The sequence below is a fragment of the Vibrio sp. J502 genome (assembly GCF_025397955.1).
Taxonomy (GTDB): Bacteria; Pseudomonadota; Gammaproteobacteria; order Enterobacterales; family Vibrionaceae; genus Vibrio; species Vibrio anguillarum.
Map to the genome: position 1 here is coordinate 703,483 of NZ_CP104555.1, position 19,338 is coordinate 722,820.

The window sequence follows — 19,338 nt, forward strand, 5'->3', positions numbered from 1 at the left end:
TGCTTGGTGGATATGGCTATATTATCGCTTAAGTCATTGTAAAATCGTTTATTCTAACGGGTTTATGGCCGATAATCGTGAAGCCAGAAAGCAGTCTGTCAAGCTCGAATTGAGTTAGGGTAAACACCTCATTTTGCTCTTTTGATGGCCACTTGTACTTGGCTTTTTCAAGGCGCTTGTACCAAAGAGCAAAGCCTGTTTTATCCCAGTACAGCACTTTGATTTTGTCGCGCTGTTTGTTGGTGAACAGGAACAGTGCGCCGCTGCCCAAGGGCAAGTCGGTGTCATTTTCGATAATCGCAGCGAGGCCGTTGATGGACTTTCTAAAATCGACGCTTTCGCGATAGAGATAGATTTCGGGAGCACTGAGCATACGTTTCATGACAGCGCACCGATAAGCTCTGCGAGATAGGTCGCTGGCGTGCCTTGTGGGATGCTCAGTTCAACATCATTGACGAGCAGCGTCATATTGGCAACGACAACGTGAGTGGCTTGATACTTTGTGGTCTTTTCAACGACTTCTGCTTTAACAAAGCCAACCGTGTTCGGTTTTTCGATGTGCTTTAACTGTTGGCGCTTAGCGTAAAAAGTGGAGAGGCTCAGTCCGTTACGTTCACAGAATAATCGTTGTGATAGTTGGCTGGATTCATAGTGTTCGAACAGGGTTCGCCATTCTTGGTTAGTGCGTCGTTTGGCCATTTCAAATCTCCTTTGGGTTGGAGGTTTGATCTTATTATTCGGGCTAGGTGATTAGAATGCGGGGTTTATGACGCGCTTACATCTCATCGGTCAATTTAGTCTGGTTCTTCTTAACTAACTGGGGTTCAAATGTTCCAGAGCGGTCGCGTGGGGTATCCAGTTCAAACGTGCCGACAGAAGACTTAATCGTTTTCTTGCTTGAGCCGTTCTTACGGTTAGGTTGCTCATCACCTTCAAGGTGCTGTTCGAGTTCTGCTTTCAAAGCAGCTTCTGTGATTTGTTTAATGAGCGGAGTTAAGAAGCCATCTTTACCTGTCAGGTCTTGGCCTGACTGAAGGGCTTTAATAGCTTGTTCTAGATCGAAGTCTTTGTTCATGTGTCATTCCTGTTTTGTATATCATACTGAAATGACACAGATTTCTAAACACTACCGCGAATAAACCGGTAAGCGCCCTCCATGCTTGCTGGTGAAGGGGAAGATTTGACTACCGATTTACCCGGATGCTGAGCTAAATCTGAAGCCATTTTTACGAGTCTAGCCGTTCTTCTTGGGTCTCCAAGTCTAGCATGCCCAAATTGTTCTTCAGCCCAATCATTATTGCTTTTTATCATCTCAGGAGTCCTCAACTAAGTCCCTCACATCATGTGAGGGACTTCTGTATAAAAGACAGCCAGCCTAGCTAGGGGTTTCTCGATACAAAAAAGCGTCCACTAGTGAGTGAACGCTCTTATGCAATGGAAATAGTTAGGTTGAGAATTAATTCGTTTTATCTGCAGATTTTTCTGCTCTAATTTGGGATGCAACGATTTTTATGGCTTCTGCGGTACTGATACCTTGAGCCATTAGTTGTTGAATTTTCTCAACAGCTTCTTGCTGTTCTTGGTGAGATAAAGTTGGAATATCATCAAACATTTAAAAAGGCTCCGGTTGATTAGGAGCCTGACTATAGAGATCGAGTTAATAACTAGCAAGGAAATTTATGTAAGCTCCCATCGCATTATCGTTTGTATAGCTAGCTCCAATGTCCAGTTGGAAGAGATTGAGAGGTGAGATCCCTACCCCTGCTGTGATTGTTCCATCAACATTATCGTATGCTAAGTTCTTCTTATATCCTGCTCTTAATTTTAACTGACGCATGATATCGATTTCACCACCTACTCGAATCATCTGTGTATTGTCGTTAAAATTAGTGTAGCGCTCTTCTTCATTAAGATCATAATCCACGCTTAATGTGGCATAGTCTGCAACAATGCCTACGCCTACTGTATAAAGTGGCCTCATTTGGTATGCGTAGCCAATATTGATGTCTCGTGTTTTACCGAATTGGCTCTTAAGACTCTTAGTGTAAGATTGAGTTTGAATGTCTCTCTTGACTAAATTGGTTGCGGAAAATCCAACTCTTAAAGGCCCATAAAACCACAATGCGCCGGCATCAAGGTTGAACATGGTTTCACCTTGGCCATTATCTCGTGCATCTTTGATATCGTAATCGGTTACGCTTGCTGAATATACATAGGTGTAGATGCGTTGAAGTTTAGGTGTTACACCAAAGGCAATATGTTGGCCTAAAAATGTTTGGTACTTGGCTAGCGAGAAACCCACTTCTGTTACCCCAACGGAAACAGCGTTCACTGCGCTGAGCTCTGCGTTTTCGACAGTTTGTAGCTCAGGAGTTAATGATGCAGTATTTTCGCCGCTGTAAATATCAGGAGTGACAAACGTTTCGGTATAGGCTTTGGCGAATAAATTAGCCGCTATAAATTGGTTAGGAATGGCAAAGGCGACAACACCGCCAATTTCGGCTTTTAGTTTATCATTTTGTAAATTATCTAAACTTTTCTGCAGCTGTTCAGTATTTGTGTAATCTTTTTTTTCTATGAAGCTTGAAATGCTGTCTAAATCATCGACCATGTGGTCTTCATCATTATAAGAAATCCCGAAACTCGGAACGATCATACCTACGTCATCGTTACGACGATAAATAGCCACAAGTGCAGGGTTATAAAATGGAGCCGTGAGAAAGTTCGCAGATACAACCCCTACACCACCCATCGCATCCCCTCGTGCCTCTATTGCATAATTGGCTGCGAAGCTGAAAGATGGTGTAAGTACGACTGCAAGTGGGAGTATTTTAATGAAATTTTTCATAATGTTATAAACGTGTCGTTTCCTTTATGTCTATAACGGCACATTGTCTATTATCTTTAATTATTCATCTACTGAAACATCGTAGGTTTTACTGATTACTTGAGATTGCTCAATGATAATCGGCCCTTGCCAACGCTGTTGAGTCATTGATACCGCTAGTACATAACGGTCTGCAGCTAAATTAGTGATTTCAAGTTCATTAGGATACTCAGACTCGTAGCGTTGACTCCATATTTCAGAGTATTTTCCATCGATGTAATCATACAGCGATACATTGAGTTCAGGTAAAGGACAATATGGATTGAGTAGCGCTTTTTTTTCAATTTTCCATTGATCTTTCGAAGCCCAACGTACAATTTGCTTTGCTTTGGGTTCACCAAGCACAATCCATGCGCTCCAAGATTGCTGATCTTTGGCTGTTATATCAAGACGGTATAAACCCATTGTAATTTTACTATTGAGATTATAACGCTTTAAGTAATGTGTCTTTCCAGTGACGCTGTCACTCGAAGTGGTCGTTAATAAACTATCGGTTGATAAACTTTTATCGACCCACTGCGCCAGCCTAATATCAGCAAGTGGTTTTTCAGCGTCCACTTCTATATCAACATGAAATGCATCTCTTCCTGGGCTCTGGATCTCTTGCCTATTAATGGTGATTGATTTAAGCCATTCAGGGAGTGGTTTTTTGTCTAAACTTTTACCGCAATCAACGGTTAATGATTGTAATAATAATTCATTGAGATGGCTCTGAATGTTTTTGTTATGTTCAAGCTGCCACACTTCGACAAGTGAGTTAAACATTGCTTCTAAATTATTATTTAAAAGATTCTGATGCGCTTGGGTAAGCGGTGTGATTTGATCAAACCACTCAACATTTTGTGCTTTGGTAGGAATAGTCACAAATGCTATGCCTACCAATAGTAAACGAGATTTCTGCATCACGCTTTCATCTTGTATCCAACACCGCGCAAAGTTTCAATCTCTAAGCCTGGAAGTTTTTGGCGCAATTGCAACACGTGGGTATCTACGGTTCTTGTCGTTGGAAAGTGGTTATAACCCCATACATGATCAAGCAATTCGTCACGCGTAAACACTCTCCCGAGATTGCTTGCTAAAAATAAGAGTAAGTCAAATTCAGTACGCGTTAAGGTAATTGAATCTTCTTTAAAAAAAACTTCTCTTGTGGCTTTATCAATAACAAGATTGGGTGTAACCACTTTCGTGTCATCCTGCCCTTCTGATTCTGGTGAACGAAGCTGGGCTCGAATTCGTGCAAATAATTCAGCCTCGGCAAAAGGCTTGGTTAAGTAATCATTTGCCCCCGCGTCCAATCCGGCCACTTTGTCTTTGACCGTAACAAGTGCGGTTAAAAGAATTACTGGCAACTCTTTTATTTTACGCCATTCTGGCAAATGCTGAACAGAATCGCCATCGGGTAATTGGCGATCGAGGATGACTAAGTCTGCACTGTCCCAATGCTGTTTAACATCTGCAATAGTTTCTGCATGTAAACAGTCATACCCTGCTTGTTCAAGGCTTACTAATAAGCCATCGGCAAGGTTTTTATCATCTTCAACGAGAAGCAATGTCTGTTTCACAGGGGATCTCCAATATAAATGTGGTTGGCGGGCCTGCGAGTGTCATCTTACCACCCATCCGACCTACCATTGATTCTACAATAGTCAAACCTAAACCTAAGCCACTTTTGCTGACGAAAGGTTTACGTAAATTTCTCCAATCTCGATGATTTAACAGACCTTGATCTGTAACTTTGATCGTGATTGAATTTTGTTTAGTTGTTACCTCTAACGTAACTGGAGCAACACCGTATTTTACTGCGTTTCTAATTAAGTTATCGATACATGTCCCAAGCCAATAAACATTCAGTTTAGCTGCAATATCTTTGTTTATAACAAGATCTATGCTTTCACGAAACTCTTCTTCCACTTTGTATTGTAACCATTCTTCAACGGAAGGTACCCAGTCTGTTGCAAGCGGCCTGCTCTCTGACTGTAAATAATCCTTACTGGCTTCGGCCAGTTGCCGTAAACGTCTGGAATCTTCGCATAGGCGTCTAAACTCATCGTAAACAGTTGATGGTAACCTTTCAAATTCGCGCCGAAATCCTTCAACGGTTAGCGATAGACTTGCAATGGGTGTTCTAAGCTCGTGAGTAAGAATCTGCAGCACCAACATGCGACTTTTCATTTCCTGTCGTTTTGAATTCCAACGATAAAGGGACCAGCCTAATACAAGTATTATGTTAGCTAGGACAAGAATTACCATACTTATCCGTAACACGTTGGAATGATCTTCAACATTCCAACAAATGTTGCCTCTTTGAATAAAACAGGTCGAATTTTCCGAGGCCATGCTATAGCTGAGTCCTGCTTTACTCGCGTTGTCTAACCATACGTCTTCGTTAAAAACGTAATACATATCCCCTTTTCTCAGCCAAAGATCGCTGTTCTCTACAAACATGGTTGCACCTGATATAAGTGCTAAGATCGTATCTTCATTCATGTTTTGGATGCGGCCAAGCAAAGAATCCACACTTGCTTTGGTGCGCTCTCGTATGTGCATATATTGTTGCAATTCTACAAATTTCTCAGGGTATTTTTTCACATAACGAGCCGCATATGTTCCACCTCCTGGGTGAATCAAAGCGCTTCTCGCAAACCATTTCGATGGTAATTGAGATCCTTTACAGATAGCTCTCGTGAAGACTAATGGCTCTGTTATGAGTGGGCTCAGCGGCAACTTACCTGTACAGCTTTGAGATAATTTGTATAACAACTGTAGATCTTTTAAAGGGTATTCAGCCGTTTGCGGTAACATTGATTCGGGAGTCAATAAGCGAGTTGGATAATCAACCTGCAAAGTACGGATATCATAACTTACATCAGCGGTACTATAATCAAAAAGCGACGCAAAAAGGTCGATGCGTTCTGGCAACGAATCGGCATAGGTTTGAATAGGTATTAGAACTAAAATAGCCCAAAAGTAGGTCTTAATCGCTTTAAACAAGTTTTATTTTCATTAATGGTTTAGATTAAAAACTATATAACATTATTAACTAATAATACATTGCACGTGTTATATCCATGTCAATAATGATTGCTCAAAAACAGAAGAAGCCAGCATTTTGCTGGCTTCTTCATTATCCTAATCGTAGATGCTATAACGCTTTTGAGATGGCGTCTACACTCTCTTTTGCATCACCAAAAAGCATATAGGTATTATCTTTAAAGAAAAGAGGGTTTTGTACACCTGCGTAGCCAGTATTCATTGAACGCTTGAATACAATGACATTTTGCGCTTTCCATACTTCCAACACTGGCATTCCGGCGATCGGACTGTTCGGATCTTCTAATGCTGCTGGGTTTACTGTGTCATTTGCACCGATCACCAAAACCGTATCCGTTTCAGTAAAATCATCGTTTATTTCGTCCATTTCTAACACAATGTCATAAGGCACTTTTGCTTCAGCAAGCAGTACGTTCATATGGCCAGGCAAACGTCCCGCTACTGGGTGAATACCAAAGCGAACTTTAATGCCTTGTGCACGTAACTTCTCCGTGATTTCGTGAACAGGATACTGTGCTTGAGCTACTGCCATGCCATACCCTGGAGTGATGATCACTGACTTAGAGTTTTTCAGCATTTCGGCTACTTCTTCAGCGTTTATTTCACGGTGTTCACCGTACTCAACGTCTGCGCTGATAGCCACATCTTGACCAAAGCCCCCGGCAATCACACTAACAAAAGAGCGGTTCATCGCTTTACACATAATGTAAGAAAGAATGGCACCTGAAGAACCAACCAGTGCTCCGGTTACGATCAGCAAATCATTCGCTAACATAAAGCCAGCCGCTGCCGCTGCCCAACCTGAATAGGAGTTAAGCATCGATACCACAACGGGCATGTCTGCACCACCAATCGAAGCCACCAAATGGTAGCCAAACGCGAACGCTATCAGAGTCATAATAATCAATGCAAACATGCTGCCACCATTATTAACAAAGTAAATCATTAATAATGTGGAGACAACAATGGCCGCGAGGTTGAGCTTATGCTTATGAGGGAGATTGAGCGACGACGACGAAATGATTCCACGCAGTTTACCAAAGGCGACGATAGATCCTGTAAAGGTGACGGCACCAATAAATACCCCAATGAACACTTCAACCAAATGAATCACGTGTTCAGCGTGATCGAGTACAATTGGCGCATCGATATAGCTGTTATAACCCACTAATACCGCAGCCATGCCCACAAAACTGTGGAGAATAGCCACAAGTTCGGGCATTTCGGTCATTTCTACTTTTTTAGCATAATGAATACCGATACCGCCCCCAATTACCATCGCCAGCAATACCCAAGCTAAGCCCTGCGCATCTGGACGAAAAATAGTGGCGATGAGTGCGATAGCCATACCCGCTATACCATAGTAGTTACCAGCTCTTGCTGATTCCTGCTTTGATAATCCAGCAAGGCTCATGATGAAGAAGATAGCAGCAATAATATATGCGGCTTGTACTAATCCTGCAGACATATATTACTCCCTTAGTCTTTACGGAACATTTCAAGCATACGTTTGGTGACTGTAAAACCACCAAAGATGTTAATGCTTGCAATTAAAACAGCGATAAACGCGAGGAAAGTGACCACACCACTCCCTTGACCTATCTGCAATAAAGCTCCGACCACAATAATGCCGGAAATTGCATTGGTAACGGACATCAAAGGAGTATGTAAAGCATGAGTAACATTCCAAACGACGTAGTAACCCACAACACACGCTAAAACAAAAACGGTGAAATGGCTTAAGAAAGCCGCAGGTGCGACCGATGCGATCCAAGCAAAAGCGCCAACGGCAGCAACTAAGCCAGTAATTTTTTTCGTCGCAGAAACGGGTTCTTGTTTTTTGGGTTCAGGTCTAGTTGGTGCGGTCTTGACTTGCGGTTGAGCAGAGACTTGGATCGGTGGTGCTGGCCACGTTATTTCGCCTTCTTTCACGACCGTCACACCACGTAAAACAACGTCTTCAAAGTCAATATTGATGGACCCATTTTTTTCCTTGCATAACAATTTCAGCAAGTTAACGATGTTTGTTGAATATAATTGAGAGGATTGTGTTGGTAAGCGGCCAACCATATCAGTATAACCGACCACTTTCACACCATTGGCGGTTGTAATCACCTGATCGGCAACCGTGTATTCACAGTTCCCCCCGTTTGCAGCTGCAAGATCGACGATCACGCTACCAGCGCTCATACTGTCGACCATCTCTTTGGTGATCAGCTTAGGGGCTGGACGTCCAGGGATCAAAGCCGTCGTGATAATGATGTCGACATCTTTAGCTTGCGCTGCATACAGTTCAGCGGCCTTTTTATTAAAGTCGTCAGACATCTCTTTGGCGTAACCATCGCCTGAACCAGCCGTTTCTTGGAAATCGACTTCCAAAAACTCTGCACCCATAGATTGAACTTGTTCTTTTACTTCTGGGCGAACATCAAAAGCTCGTACAATTGCCCCCAAACTTCCTGCGGCACCGATAGCAGCGAGGCCAGCAACGCCAGCTCCGGCAACCAGTACTTTTGCCGGCGGGACTTTGCCCGCTGCGGTAATTTGCCCTGTAAAGAAGCGGCCAAATTCATGTGCAGCTTCAACAACAGCGCGGTAGCCAGCAATGTTAGCCATTGATGACAAAGCGTCTAAAGCTTGTGCTCTGGATATTCTCGGCACTGAGTCCATCGCCAGCACGTTGATTTTTTTACTTGATAACTGTTCCATCAATTCTGGGTTTTGTGCAGGCCAGATAAAACTGATTAGGCTTGCCCCTTCTTTGATCAAAGCAACCTCATCAATCGATTGTTTTTCATCAACAATCGGCGCATTGACCTTCAAGATAATGTCTGAATTCCAAACATCTTGTGTCGAAACAATCGTGGCACCAGCCGCCTCAAAAGCCGGATCATCAAAACTGGCTAAAACCCCAGCTTGAGTTTCAATGGAGACGTCGAAGCCTAGTTTGATTAATTGCGCTACCGAACTCGGTGAAGCTGCAACCCGTGTTTCACCCGTAAGGGTCTCTTTTGGTACACCAATTTGCATAGTTATTCCTTGACTATTGGCACAATGATTATTCTGTTTTTATCTAACCACCAGCATAACTGCAAGCAGTTTGTAATAAAAATACAAAATGCTATTACATATAAGGTTAAGTAATGAGTGATTGTCATAGGTGAAAGACAAAAACACAACGACATCCAAACAAAGCAGAGGTCGAACCACTTATCACAAAGCTCTATAAAAACAGGATATTAGCCATGTATTTTACTCAATGAATAAGGGTATCGACTAATGAGGATATTCATTATGATTTTTATCAAGTTGGACGATGTTAGGAAAAGATTTTCTCGCCCATCTGATCGATGAGCATTTTTGCTTTTTTAAGCATAAGATCATCAGCGTCGCTTTTGCTAGCTACGACATCGGAGCGGATAAAACGGTGAGTACATATTTCACCATTAACATCTTTACTAATTTTACCAGCGACACGATATTGCCCTGATTCAGACATTGCATCTTGGTAAATTAAAAAACCTTTATATTCAATGGGATCCAAAAGCTTCATTTTTGAGTCATTGCCTGACCCTTGATTAAATAAACGAGAAAAAAATCCCACAAGAACTCCTTTAAGACTTGTTTGTTTCAATAATCGGCTTCTCGAACCACTCTAGTTCTAAGTTATCGTCAAAGCGCAATTGGCCTAGAATGATAGGAATATCATCTTCTCTGTGTCTACGTCGATCATTAACGATCATGCTTTCCGCCGATTCAACGGCAACTTGTGCATTCTCTTTAAGTATGACCAATTTTTCTTCAGGTAGCGCAGAGAGAAAATCTATGTCGTATCGAATATAGATCGGTCTCAATTGAGCAAGGGATAAGCAAGCGAGATCGGCAAGCTGCTCATTATCATAGTGATTTACATACTTATCTTCAGCCAATACGCGTCCGACAAGTGTTTCCATGTAATTATGTACATCAACACTGATTTGCATCCTTACACTCCTTCCTCTTCGTACTAATCAAAATATTTAGATAGAACTTAGCAGTAACAACTTAGCGTACCTTGGTGATTTTATACAACTTTTAGATGCGTTGTCGTCTAAACTTTGTTCAAGTGCTCGCTTTCATTTAGTAAGTCTAGCAAAAAGCTTGGCAATCTATTAAATAAAAGTATGCTATGGGCCTTATTATCAATTTTAATTTTAAATGCCACAAAGGTCATATTTGTATTATTAATGCCGACAAGTTTTGTATCATCTCATTGGTTTCGATTCTTATTCCCAATAGGGTTGCTAATAGCCATTATGTTGGGGATGGAAAACGTCATTCTGATCACTAGCGCCAATATTGGCTTCGCTAGTAACCTGCCTTATATTCTTTTCACGGTAGCAATCGCATTAGGACACATTTTTAAGCAAGGGCGTTTGGCTATGATCTCGACAGCGATGATGGTGGCCTACGCAATCATCCAGTGGCGCTTACAGATGCCCCTTTCTACGGGAACAACCTTGCTAGAGCTTTCGTTATTAAGTTTGTTATTACCCGTTTTGTGTTTAGTACCTTATGCGTTAGGAAGTAATGCTACTGTATTGAGTAAAACTTATGGCTTATACATCGCTATTTTGCTGCTGTTAATGTTTTGGGCCGTTGTTACTTTGATGTACGTCAGTGATGGCGGATTTGAGAATTTTAGCCAGGTTTTGTTAGTAACTATACCGAAAATATCGAAATTGCCATTTTTGTTGGTGATGTACCTCTTGGCATTAATTGGGGTCTCCGCAATATTTGTGCTCACGCGAAACCAGATCTTAGACACCAGCATTTACGCCAGTATTTTACTCTCCTCCGTCACCTTTATTTTTTTCCACGTGAGTTATATCTCAAGCACACTTTTCTCTCTAGCCGGGGTTTTATTGATCTTATATCTAATTTCGGCGGGCCATAAAATGGCGTTTATTGATCGCTTAACGGGTATCCCAGGTCGCCACGCCTTAGATCTTGACATCAAATACTTAGGCAAAAAATATGCGATAGCGATGCTAGATATATACCCGTGATCATTGAAGATGCTTGATTTTCAATAGAATCAGGATCATGCTACAAACCATGAAAATCACACTGACTCCTCAACAGAAACTGCAACTCGAACAGATGCACGACATTGAGCGTGATAGTCGAGTTTGCGACCGTATTAAGGCTGTTTTGCTGGCTTCTGAAGGCTGGAGTCAGACTATGATTTCACAAGCTCTTCGTATTCATGAATCGACCGTTGCACGTCACCTCAGTGACTACGTACTTTCTGAAAAACTTAAGCCTGAGAATGGAGGAAGCCAAAGCAAGCTTTCTGCTATTCAAACCATGCACCTAATCGAGCATTTGACTGAGAAAACCTATTCTCATACTCATCAAATTGTCGCCTATGTTAAAGAGACGTTTGGGCTTGATTATACTGTTTCTGGTATGAACAAATGGCTTCACCATAATGGTTTTAGCTACAAGCAACCGAAAGGCATACCACACAAGTTTGATGAAGCAAAACAGCAAGCATTCATAGAGGCGTATGAAGCGCTAAAGGCAAGCTGTGGCGAGGATGAATCGATAGTCTTTATCGATGCAGTTCACCCAACACTATCAACAAAGATATCGCATGGCTGGATACGTACTGGTCAGGATAAAGTGATTGAAACAACGGGTAATCGTAGCCGATTGAACATTATTGGCGCACTGAACCTGTCGGATATTGGTGCAACCATTGTTCACGACTATGAGAGCATTAACAGTGAATCGATTGTTCGTTTTTTCTGTAAGTTAAGAGAGAGTTATTCGTTAGCCCATAAGCTTCATATCATATTAGATGGTGCGGGATATCACCGCAGTGACTTAGTCAAAGATGCGGCGTTTGTCCTGAATATTAAACTGCATTATCTTCCACCTTACAGTCCAAACCTCAACCCAATAGAGCGGCTATGGAAAGTAATGAATGAGAAGTCGAGGAACAACGTTTACTTCAAAAGAAAACGGGACTTCAAGGCGGCAATAGACCAATTTTTTTCTGTGACTCTTCCAGAGATCGCAGGCTCTTTGACATCTCGAATTAATGATCATTTTCAGGTTCTCAAGCCTGCATCTTCAAGTTGATTCGGTATAGACCATTTTAAGCAGTTCAATGATCGCTATGGTCATGACACTGGTGATGATGTGCTTAAGTTGATTGCTAGCCGTTTATTGTTGACTCAAGGAAACGCACGTGTTTATCGCTACGGTGGTGAAGAGTTTACCATCCTATTTAAAGGAAAAAATGCACAGCAAGCTGCAATCTACTTAGATTTGCTTCGTAAAGATATTGAACAATACCAAATGGTCATTAGGAACGCAGAAGACAGACCAAAAGACGATAAGCTCGGTTCCAAGAAGCGTGAGCAGAAAACACCATCAAATCTTGTCTCTATTACGGTTAGTATTGGCGTTGCTGATAGCTACACCTCAGAAAAACCTGAAGCAGTGTTAAAAATTGCGGATCAAGCGCTCTATAAAGCTAAACAAAATGGCAGAAATAGAGTTGAAGTATGAACAGTTACCTTGATTTAATACATCACATTTTGGTATAGAAATCGCAAAATTTGATATTCAACAAGGCGTACATCACATTCACAGAAACTTCATTAGATTGTGCAAAATACTTTGGTTAAGTTATTCATGTTGCAACTGTTTCGCAACGTCAAAACAACATAGCAAGAGTAAGATTATGAGTGAAAAAGTAAACGGAATTGTAAAGTGGTTCAACCAAGATAAAGGTTTTGGCTTTATTACCCCAGATAATGGCAGCAAAGATGTATTTGTACATTTTTCCGCTATTACGGGTGAAGGGCGCCGCAACTTAGTCGATGGCCAAAAGGTGAGTTTTGTAATCACTGATGGTCAAAAAGGGCCACAAGCTGAGAGCGTCAGTCCCGTTTAAATTTTTAAAAAGAACGACTCTAATCCACTCTTTCTAGGGTGGATTTTTTGTTTCTAGTAGACTTGATAAATACGAGAATATTGGAGCGGGCAGCGGGAATCGAACCCGCATCATCAGCTTGGAAGGCTGAGGTAATAGCCATTATACGATGCCCGCGCACCGAATTGACGCTGTCACTATGCCACAGTTAGCAAAAAAGAAAACCCATTTTTTATCAAAACCCGTTCAAGCGAACAGTAAATAAACAAAGTAAATTCAATTGGTTGAGATTTGTGTGCTTTTGGTTATTTTTAACTCAATTGAATATCTACTCTTGCGTTTAAATTTTGAACTTTTCCATTTCTTGATTGAGTACAGTGACATTATCTTTTACTTGCGCTGACGTTTGGTTTGAGATTTGGCTAATACTTGCCACACTTTCCACCGAATTGACAACTTCTTGCATGAATTGAGTCATTTGGTGTGTTGATTGTTGTTGCAGATCGGCCGCCGAGGATAACTGGTGCATTTCCTTATCTAACGCCGTTATTTTTCCTTGTACGTCCATCATTTTGTTGAAGGCGTGGATGGTCTGCGCCGCACCTTCATTGGCAAGGTTCTGACTCATGTTAATTTCATTGACCACAGCCGCAGTCGCTGACTGTATGGCGTTTATAATAGTGTTAATTTCTGTGGTTGATTGAGTGGTTCGAGTCGCCAGCAGCCTAACTTCATCCGCTACCACAGCAAAGCCTCGTCCATATTCTCCGGCTCTTGCGGCCTCAATCGCCGCATTTAAGGCCAGAAGGTTAGTTTGTTCCGCTAATCCCTCTATTACTTCGGTCACACGCCCAATCGATTCGCTTTCTCGACTAAGATCGAGCACCAATTGCGTTGCCTTTTGTATGGTTTGATCAAGCTTATCAATACTTTTTCTATTTTGTTCTAGCGCCGAGGCTCCCTCTTTGAGCTCATTTTGTGATAACAAAAGAGATTGCGTAGATTGTTCAGCTTTTTCTGCGGTCGCCATAGAATACTGCGCCACATCGCTCAAACGTACTGTAACCTGCTCAATACTTGCTCGCTGCTGCTGTACTTGCTGCCGAGTGTTTGAGTTATAGTTCAGAAGCTCATCCATGTTTTGACTGACCTGTTGCGCTTTGGTACTGACTCCCTGAACGATCGTTCGCAGTGAGTTGTTCATATTGTTTATCGCGGCGGTAAGCTGAGATAGCTCGTCGCTACCTTCACACAAAAGTGCTGGTTGAGAGACATCTCCTGCCGCAATGATTTCGGCTCTCTTTCCGATTCGACTCACTCTGCGGCCGATATTCTTACCTAAGTAATTGGAAAGCAAAACAGCAACTGAAACAGTCACGGCAATCATGATAAATAACACGTTAATCACATTACTAATGCTACGACTCATCCTTTCACCACTTTGCTCTGCTTTTGATTGTTGAGTGGCGATAACATCTTCAAGACGGTTAGTCATTTTATCTACGGCAGGCATAAGTTGTGTGGCCATTTTTTGATTGACGCCGTTCCATTGCTCAGATTGGCGTATTGCAATCACCTGCTGTGCGAGTGGGAAATAAAGCTGCTGCATCTCATTAAATAATGACCACAGACTCTGTTCATCATCCGATAGCAAAGAGGACTTTTCCACAATTTCAGCAACAGATTGGTTGTGAGAGTTAATTAGGTCTTGATATTTTTCGAGATGTTCAGGCTTCGCATACAGTAAGAAATCTCGCAACGATGCCAGTGCATTAGCTAACGAATTATAGCTGTCAGCATACAATTTAAAGAGACGTTTCCGCTCCCCTCCTTCTTTGTTAGTCGACTCGTCGTTAATCAGCCCTTGTAACTGGTCAAGGGCAACTTCTGCTATGGGGGCGGCCTCGTTAATGAATAATGTGTGGGCAGGTAAATTATCCTCACTTTGGCTCAGTAATACGATGCCTTGGATATGCGCTTTGATTGCTGCCCATTCGCTTATGATCGCGGTGTATTGCTCACTGAGAATCAGCGTTTCTAACACCGGTACCGTTTTGTCCATCTGTCCAATAATAGTTTCAAGTTTTGTCAGTTGCGTTGCACCCACTACACTTTGAGAACCCACCAATAAATAGGCGCGTAACGTTGAAATAACCTCTTGCATCGACTGCTGAATATTTCGGCTAGTATTCACGGTTGGCAGATCCGTTTGCAGCAATGAATTGGTGTGAGTTTCGACTTGCGTAATACTGCGATAGGTAAAAAAGGTCGAAATGATAAGAAGCACCACCAGCAATAAAAAACTTAATTGCAGCTTCCCTGATATCGAGAGCTTCATCCTTTGACTCCTCAAAATTTTCTTCGTTTAACTATAGCGGGTTCAATGGGTTTATTAAATGCGTATAGCCAATGCGAGTCTACCGTATACTCGTCTTATAACCCTAAATTGAGCATTGTGCGTTCAGTTGTGGCGTTTATTCCACTCGGGCGATTTATCATCCCTAATGCGCTATTTTCATCGTTTTGTGGTGCATTTTGTTAATCTTTGCTTTAATTGGGACAAATATTCCTAAATTTCTCATGTTATGTCTTTTCATCGACTTATTATTCTTAGCATCGTGTTTTTTTCAGGATGTGCAATGTATGCGGGCTTGAACTATGACCAACTGTTTGGTGAAGCAAGCGTTCAATCAAGACAATCGCCAGTAGATTCAAAAAAAGCCTCTTTCTTTTTAAATGATGTTAAACCCATCATCGATCATCGATCAGCGCTGCGTGGTCTGTCACGCCTGTTATGATGCGCCCTGCCAGCTAAAAATGTCATCAGTTGAAGGGATTGATCGTGGAGCCAGTAAAGCGTTGGTTTATCATGGTACGCGTCTGACGGCGTCGGCTCCTACCCGTTTGTTTGAAGATGCACAATACACACAGCAGTGGCGAGATTTTGGTTTTCATCCTGTGCTGAACGAGAGATCTCAAACGCCGACCGCGAATCTAGAAGCAGGATTAGTCGCGAAATTATTGATGCAAAAAGAGGAACATCCGTTACCAGAACAAGATCAGCTAAAAGGTTTTGATTTTTCGATAGATCGCGAACAAGTTTGCCCAACAATTGAAGAGTACGGACAGTACAAACAAGATCACCCAACGTGGGGAATGCCTTATGGCATGCCAAATCTTAGCCCTCTTGAATACAATACGCTACTCACGTGGCTCAGAGATGGCGCAATCATGAATGGCCATATTCCGCTCACTTCTGATCAGGAGAAATCGGTTGCGCAATACGAAAACTTTTTAAATAAAGAATCAGTTAATGGCTCGTTATATCTACGAGCATCTTTTTCTTTCTCACCTTTATTTTTCTGAACTTGCTGGTCAGCCTAGATTTTTCACTTTGATACGTTCGACAACGCCCCCGGGCGAGCCGGTTAACCGAATTGCGACAAGGCGTCCTTACGATAATCCTGGTGTAGAACGCGTCTACTACCGTTTGATCCCTGAGCAAGGCAGTATCGTAGATAAAACTCATTTACCCTATGCGTTGAATAAAAAACGTCTTGATGATTGGCAGGCATGGTTCATTCAACCTAATTATCAAGTCTCGGTTTTGCCTAGCTATGATATTGAAGTTGCCGCCAATCCGATGACGGCATTTGATGCCCTTCCGGTTAAAGCACGCTTTCGATTTATGTTAGACAATGCTCAAAACACCATCATGGCTTTCATCAAAGGGCCAGTGTGTCGTGGTCAGCTAGCCCTGAATGTTATTAACGACCATTTTTGGGTGTTCTTTCTAGACCCAGAGAAAGCTGATTTACCCGAAGTGAATCAATTTTATCGCTCGCAAACCGCGAATCTAAAACTGCCAAGCGAGTTGGAAAGTAACACGTTGCCTATTACTCATTGGGTCCGCTATGCGCATCAACAAGCACGTTATTTGAAAGCAAAATCTGAATTTACTAATCAGTGGTTCAAAAATGGCGAGAACTTAACCATGGATGTACTGTGGATGGGTGATGGCTATAACCCGAATGCGGCACTAACTATTTTTAGGCATTTCGATAGTGCATCGGTAGTGCAAGGTTTGGTGGGAGAAAAACCCAAAACAGCATGGGTGTTAGACTATGCCCTACTAGAAAGAATCCATTATTTACTGGTGGCGGGTTTTGATGTTTACGGCAATTTCGGCCACCAGCTCATTACTCGCATGTTTATGGATTTTCTGCGTCTTGAAGGTGAAAGTAATTTTGTCTCTCTGCTGCCTAGAGAGATAAGGCACCAAGAGCAGTCAAGTTGGTATCAAAATCAAAGCACTCAGCTCAGTGACTTTTTGCAACGTAACGTTGCCCCTTTTGATCAACCGACCAGTATTGTTTACCACACTCAAGATCCAAAATCTGAGTTATTTGATCTTTTGAAGTCTGAGCTTCAACCTGTGTTATCAAATCGTTATTCGATAATTGACACTGGTTTTTCAAAGCGCAGTGAACAGATGTTAAATAGCATTAATAAGATCAAAGGCGAAGGGTTGCTGGCTGTGCCACAAATTATGATGTTGATGATCACGGCTGAAAACGGAGAGGATCAACTTTTTACTTTGTTGCACAATAACGCCCATCTCAATATTTCAAGTCTATTTGATGAACAAAGCAACCGTGACCCAGCGAATGATGGTTTGACTCTAGTGAGAGGTGTCATTGGCAGTTACCCTTCTGCTTATCTGTCACTGCATGAACACGAGATTGAAGAATTGGTGATCTTATTGAGTAAAATGCAAAATGAGCAGGACTACGTTAAGTTGCTCGATAGGTTCGCTATTCGCCGCAGTTCTTCGAAGTTTTGGCCGTTCAGCGATAAAGTTCATGCATGGTATCGAAAAAATCAACCTGTCGAATCTGGTTTACTTGACTACAATAGATTTGAAAACAGATAAAAGTCACCTTTAATGGGTGAGATGAGAGGTGCCAAATGACCATACGCGACAGCATTGAAGCACTAGAACAACAAATTTATGTAGCCTGTTCTGAAGGTGACTATGAGACAGTCAATCAGTTAGAACATCAGTTGGAAGTGTTACTGTATAAGGCACAACACCCTTTTGATGATGATCCTAATGGGTTAAATAGCGGTTCGACGACAAATGACGAATGGCGCTGAATAAAAGACGGGAGCCACATCGCTCCCGTCTATTTATCAGATCATTAAAAAACAGAAAATTGAGGGCGTTCAGAATTCTGTGTCAGCTAATTTTGGCTAAATATCTAAGACGTCATCCAAGCGACCTTCAAAATGAATCGCCAGTTGAGACAATGTCATATTCCAATTCTGTATTGGCATTGTCCATTTCTTAGAAGCATTCAATATCCCAGCATACAGTAGCTTAAGCAAGCTATTTTCATTTGGGAACCCACCCTTAGTTTTGGTCAGTTTACGGAATTGGCGATGTACGGCTTCAATAGCATTTGTCGTGTAAATAGCCTTTCGGACGTATTCTGGATATTTAAAGTAAACCGATAAATTTGCCCATTTGTTCCGCCAGGAACGAATCACTATTGGGTATTGCTGTCCCCATTTGGCTTCCAAACGATCCAACTCCATCTCGGCCGCTTCTTTGCTGACAGCCCGATAGACTGGCTTCAAGTCGGCCATAAACGCCTTCTGATGCTTAGAGGCAACATATTTCATAGAGTTACGGATTTGGTGAATGATGCATTGCTGAACTTCTGTATCAGGATAGATGGTTGCTATCGCTTCTGGGAAGCCTGTTAGCCCATCTACGCAGGCGATCAAGATATCTTCAACGCCGCGGTTATACAGATCTGTTAGCACGGAGAGCCAGTAATTAGCGCCTTCCGACTCTGACAGATAAAGACCGAGTAGCTCCTTTTTCCCCTCAACATCTAAGCCCAATATTGTGTATATCGCTTTGCTAACGTAGCGTCCGTCTTCTTTGATTTTATAGTGGATGGCATCAAGCCAGACAAAGGGATAAAGTGCATCGAGCGGACGTTGCTGCCACTCCTTCAGCTCAGGTATCAAACGGTCGGTAACACCTGTGATGGTGGCCTCAGAGACATCAATGCCATACATATCTTCTACGTGACCACGGATATCACGGTAGCTCATACCGAGCGAGAACATGGATAGGATCTTACGGTCGATCTCATCGGTCAATTTAGTCTGGTTCTTCTTAACTAACTGGGGTTCAAATGTTCCAGAGCGGTCGCGTGGGGTATCCAGTTCAAACGTGCCGACAGAAGACTTAATCGTTTTCTTGCTTGAGCCGTTCTTACGGTTAGGTTGCTCATCACCTTCAAGGTGCTGTTCGAGTTCTGCTTTCAAAGCAGCTTCTGTGATTTGTTTAATGAGCGGAGTTAAGAAGCCATCTTTACCTGTCAGGTCTTGGCCTGACTGAAGGGCTTTAATAGCTTGTTCTAGATCGAAGTCTTTGTTCATGTGTCATTCCTGTTTT

General features: G+C 42.2%; 17 protein-coding genes, 1 tRNA gene and 4 pseudogenes. 6 read left to right on the top strand and 16 right to left on the bottom strand.

Annotation, left to right across the window (positions count from 1 at the left end; genetic code table 11):
• Positions 1 to 28: 28 nt before the first annotated feature.
• The 13 genes and pseudogenes from tnpB to N5E84_RS18930 form a co-directional block, all read right to left on the bottom strand.
• Complete coding sequence (tnpB, locus tag N5E84_RS18870) at positions 29 to 382, bottom strand: IS66 family insertion sequence element accessory protein TnpB (protein ID WP_019283195.1); 354 nt, start codon at positions 380 to 382, stop codon at positions 29 to 31.
• Positions 379 to 699: an IS66 family insertion sequence element accessory protein TnpA gene (gene tnpA / locus N5E84_RS18875; RefSeq protein WP_019283194.1), complete on the bottom strand. Its 321-nt coding sequence runs from the start codon at positions 697 to 699 to the stop codon at positions 379 to 381. The genes tnpB and tnpA overlap by 4 nt, the downstream gene beginning before the upstream one ends.
• A gap of 79 nt (positions 700 to 778) precedes the next feature.
• Positions 779 to 1,075, bottom strand: a pseudogene (locus tag N5E84_RS18880) (transposase); the annotation flags it as partial.
• 56 nt (positions 1,076 to 1,131) lie between these two features.
• Positions 1,132 to 1,311, bottom strand: a pseudogene (locus N5E84_RS18885) (transposase); the annotation flags it as partial.
• A 145-nt stretch (positions 1,312 to 1,456) separates the two neighbouring features.
• Positions 1,457 to 1,612: a YoaH family protein gene (locus tag N5E84_RS18890; protein ID WP_013867794.1), complete on the bottom strand. Its 156-nt coding sequence runs from the start codon at positions 1,610 to 1,612 to the stop codon at positions 1,457 to 1,459.
• Positions 1,613 to 1,657: 45 nt separating this feature from the next.
• Positions 1,658 to 2,848 carry a conjugal transfer protein TraF gene (locus tag N5E84_RS18895; RefSeq protein WP_013867795.1) on the bottom strand — a complete coding sequence of 397 codons (1,191 nt, stop codon included), beginning with the start codon at positions 2,846 to 2,848 and terminating at the stop codon, positions 1,658 to 1,660.
• A 60-nt stretch (positions 2,849 to 2,908) separates the two neighbouring features.
• Positions 2,909 to 3,793, bottom strand: a complete 885-nt coding sequence (locus tag N5E84_RS18900; protein WP_019283274.1) for a DUF2861 family protein — start codon at positions 3,791 to 3,793, stop codon at positions 2,909 to 2,911.
• Complete coding sequence (gene vxrB / locus N5E84_RS18905; RefSeq protein ID WP_013867797.1) at positions 3,790 to 4,449, bottom strand: response regulator transcription factor VxrB; 660 nt, start codon at positions 4,447 to 4,449, stop codon at positions 3,790 to 3,792. Before vxrB ends, N5E84_RS18900 begins: the two co-directional genes overlap by 4 nt.
• Positions 4,424 to 5,878, bottom strand: a complete 1,455-nt coding sequence (gene vxrA, locus N5E84_RS18910) for a sensor histidine kinase VxrA (protein ID WP_013867798.1) — start codon at positions 5,876 to 5,878, stop codon at positions 4,424 to 4,426. The genes vxrB and vxrA overlap by 26 nt, the downstream gene beginning before the upstream one ends.
• 151 nt (positions 5,879 to 6,029) lie before the next feature.
• Complete coding sequence (gene pntB, locus N5E84_RS18915; RefSeq protein ID WP_017046914.1) at positions 6,030 to 7,406, bottom strand: Re/Si-specific NAD(P)(+) transhydrogenase subunit beta; 1,377 nt, start codon at positions 7,404 to 7,406, stop codon at positions 6,030 to 6,032.
• An 11-nt stretch (positions 7,407 to 7,417) separates the two neighbouring features.
• Positions 7,418 to 8,968 carry a Re/Si-specific NAD(P)(+) transhydrogenase subunit alpha gene (locus N5E84_RS18920; RefSeq protein WP_019283275.1) on the bottom strand — a complete coding sequence of 517 codons (1,551 nt, stop codon included), beginning with the start codon at positions 8,966 to 8,968 and terminating at the stop codon, positions 7,418 to 7,420.
• Between the two features lie 289 nt (positions 8,969 to 9,257).
• Positions 9,258 to 9,542 (bottom strand): HlyU family transcriptional regulator, encoded by a 285-nt coding sequence (locus tag N5E84_RS18925; RefSeq protein ID WP_069212095.1) that lies wholly within the window; start codon positions 9,540 to 9,542, stop codon positions 9,258 to 9,260.
• Between the two features lie 10 nt (positions 9,543 to 9,552).
• Positions 9,553 to 9,921 carry a late competence development ComFB family protein gene (locus tag N5E84_RS18930; protein ID WP_013867802.1) on the bottom strand — a complete coding sequence of 123 codons (369 nt, stop codon included), beginning with the start codon at positions 9,919 to 9,921 and terminating at the stop codon, positions 9,553 to 9,555.
• A 312-nt stretch (positions 9,922 to 10,233) separates the two neighbouring features.
• Between N5E84_RS18930 and N5E84_RS18935 the strand changes: the two genes are divergently transcribed.
• The 4 genes and pseudogenes from N5E84_RS18935 to N5E84_RS18950 all read left to right on the top strand — a co-directional run bounded on the left by N5E84_RS18935 (position 10,234) and on the right by N5E84_RS18950 (position 12,887).
• A complete protein-coding gene (locus N5E84_RS18935) occupies positions 10,234 to 10,986 on the top strand; it encodes a hypothetical protein (protein WP_261676535.1) in 753 nt (250 codons plus the stop codon).
• Between the two features lie 49 nt (positions 10,987 to 11,035).
• Positions 11,036 to 12,067 (top strand): IS630-like element ISVa15 family transposase, encoded by a 1,032-nt coding sequence (locus N5E84_RS18940; RefSeq protein ID WP_026027704.1) that lies wholly within the window; start codon positions 11,036 to 11,038, stop codon positions 12,065 to 12,067.
• Positions 12,068 to 12,073: 6 nt separating this feature from the next.
• Positions 12,074 to 12,499, top strand: a pseudogene (locus tag N5E84_RS18945) (GGDEF domain-containing protein); the annotation flags it as partial.
• A 175-nt stretch (positions 12,500 to 12,674) separates the two neighbouring features.
• The gene (locus N5E84_RS18950) at positions 12,675 to 12,887 is read left to right on the top strand and encodes a cold-shock protein (protein WP_013867804.1); all 213 of its coding nucleotides are present in this window, start codon (positions 12,675 to 12,677) and stop codon (positions 12,885 to 12,887) included.
• An 81-nt stretch (positions 12,888 to 12,968) separates the two neighbouring features.
• Here the strand turns inward: N5E84_RS18950 and N5E84_RS18955 are convergent.
• Together N5E84_RS18955 and N5E84_RS18960 are read right to left on the bottom strand one after the other, a co-directional pair.
• Positions 12,969 to 13,043, bottom strand: a tRNA-Gly gene (locus N5E84_RS18955).
• A gap of 163 nt (positions 13,044 to 13,206) precedes the next feature.
• The gene (locus N5E84_RS18960) at positions 13,207 to 15,204 is read right to left on the bottom strand and encodes a methyl-accepting chemotaxis protein (protein WP_029388468.1); all 1,998 of its coding nucleotides are present in this window, start codon (positions 15,202 to 15,204) and stop codon (positions 13,207 to 13,209) included.
• A gap of 247 nt (positions 15,205 to 15,451) precedes the next feature.
• On the opposite strand from N5E84_RS18960, the pseudogene N5E84_RS18965 reads away from it, so the two are divergent.
• Both N5E84_RS18965 and N5E84_RS18970 read left to right on the top strand, forming a co-directional pair.
• Positions 15,452 to 17,799, top strand: a pseudogene (locus N5E84_RS18965) (fatty acid cis/trans isomerase).
• A gap of 35 nt (positions 17,800 to 17,834) precedes the next feature.
• The gene (locus N5E84_RS18970) at positions 17,835 to 18,023 is read left to right on the top strand and encodes a hypothetical protein (RefSeq protein ID WP_013867807.1); all 189 of its coding nucleotides are present in this window, start codon (positions 17,835 to 17,837) and stop codon (positions 18,021 to 18,023) included.
• Positions 18,024 to 18,119: 96 nt separating this feature from the next.
• On the opposite strand, the gene N5E84_RS18975 is transcribed toward N5E84_RS18970, so the two are convergent.
• The gene (locus N5E84_RS18975) at positions 18,120 to 19,322 is read right to left on the bottom strand and encodes an IS256 family transposase (RefSeq protein ID WP_095661319.1); all 1,203 of its coding nucleotides are present in this window, start codon (positions 19,320 to 19,322) and stop codon (positions 18,120 to 18,122) included.
• Positions 19,323 to 19,338 lie beyond the last annotated feature (16 nt).

Bases quoted from the DNA above. Each gene is read 5' to 3' on its own strand.
- tnpB (WP_019283195.1), bottom strand. From the start codon at position 382: ATGAAACGTATGCTCAGTGCTCCCGAAATCTATCTCTATCGCGAAAGC.
- tnpA (WP_019283194.1), bottom strand. From the start codon at position 699: ATGGCCAAACGACGCACTAACCAAGAATGGCGAACCCTGTTCGAACAC.
- N5E84_RS18890 (WP_013867794.1), bottom strand. From the start codon at position 1,612: ATGTTTGATGATATTCCAACTTTATCTCACCAAGAACAGCAAGAAGCT.
- N5E84_RS18895 (WP_013867795.1), bottom strand. From the start codon at position 2,848: ATGAAAAATTTCATTAAAATACTCCCACTTGCAGTCGTACTTACACCA.
- pntB (WP_017046914.1), bottom strand. From the start codon at position 7,406: ATGTCTGCAGGATTAGTACAAGCCGCATATATTATTGCTGCTATCTTC.
- N5E84_RS18920 (WP_019283275.1), bottom strand. From the start codon at position 8,968: ATGCAAATTGGTGTACCAAAAGAGACCCTTACGGGTGAAACACGGGTT.
- N5E84_RS18930 (WP_013867802.1), bottom strand. From the start codon at position 9,921: ATGCAAATCAGTGTTGATGTACATAATTACATGGAAACACTTGTCGGA.
- N5E84_RS18935 (WP_261676535.1), top strand. From the start codon at position 10,234: ATGTTGGGGATGGAAAACGTCATTCTGATCACTAGCGCCAATATTGGC.
- N5E84_RS18940 (WP_026027704.1), top strand. From the start codon at position 11,036: ATGAAAATCACACTGACTCCTCAACAGAAACTGCAACTCGAACAGATG.
- N5E84_RS18950 (WP_013867804.1), top strand. From the start codon at position 12,675: ATGAGTGAAAAAGTAAACGGAATTGTAAAGTGGTTCAACCAAGATAAA.
- N5E84_RS18960 (WP_029388468.1), bottom strand. From the start codon at position 15,204: ATGAAGCTCTCGATATCAGGGAAGCTGCAATTAAGTTTTTTATTGCTG.
- N5E84_RS18970 (WP_013867807.1), top strand. From the start codon at position 17,835: ATGACCATACGCGACAGCATTGAAGCACTAGAACAACAAATTTATGTA.
- N5E84_RS18975 (WP_095661319.1), bottom strand. From the start codon at position 19,322: ATGAACAAAGACTTCGATCTAGAACAAGCTATTAAAGCCCTTCAGTCA.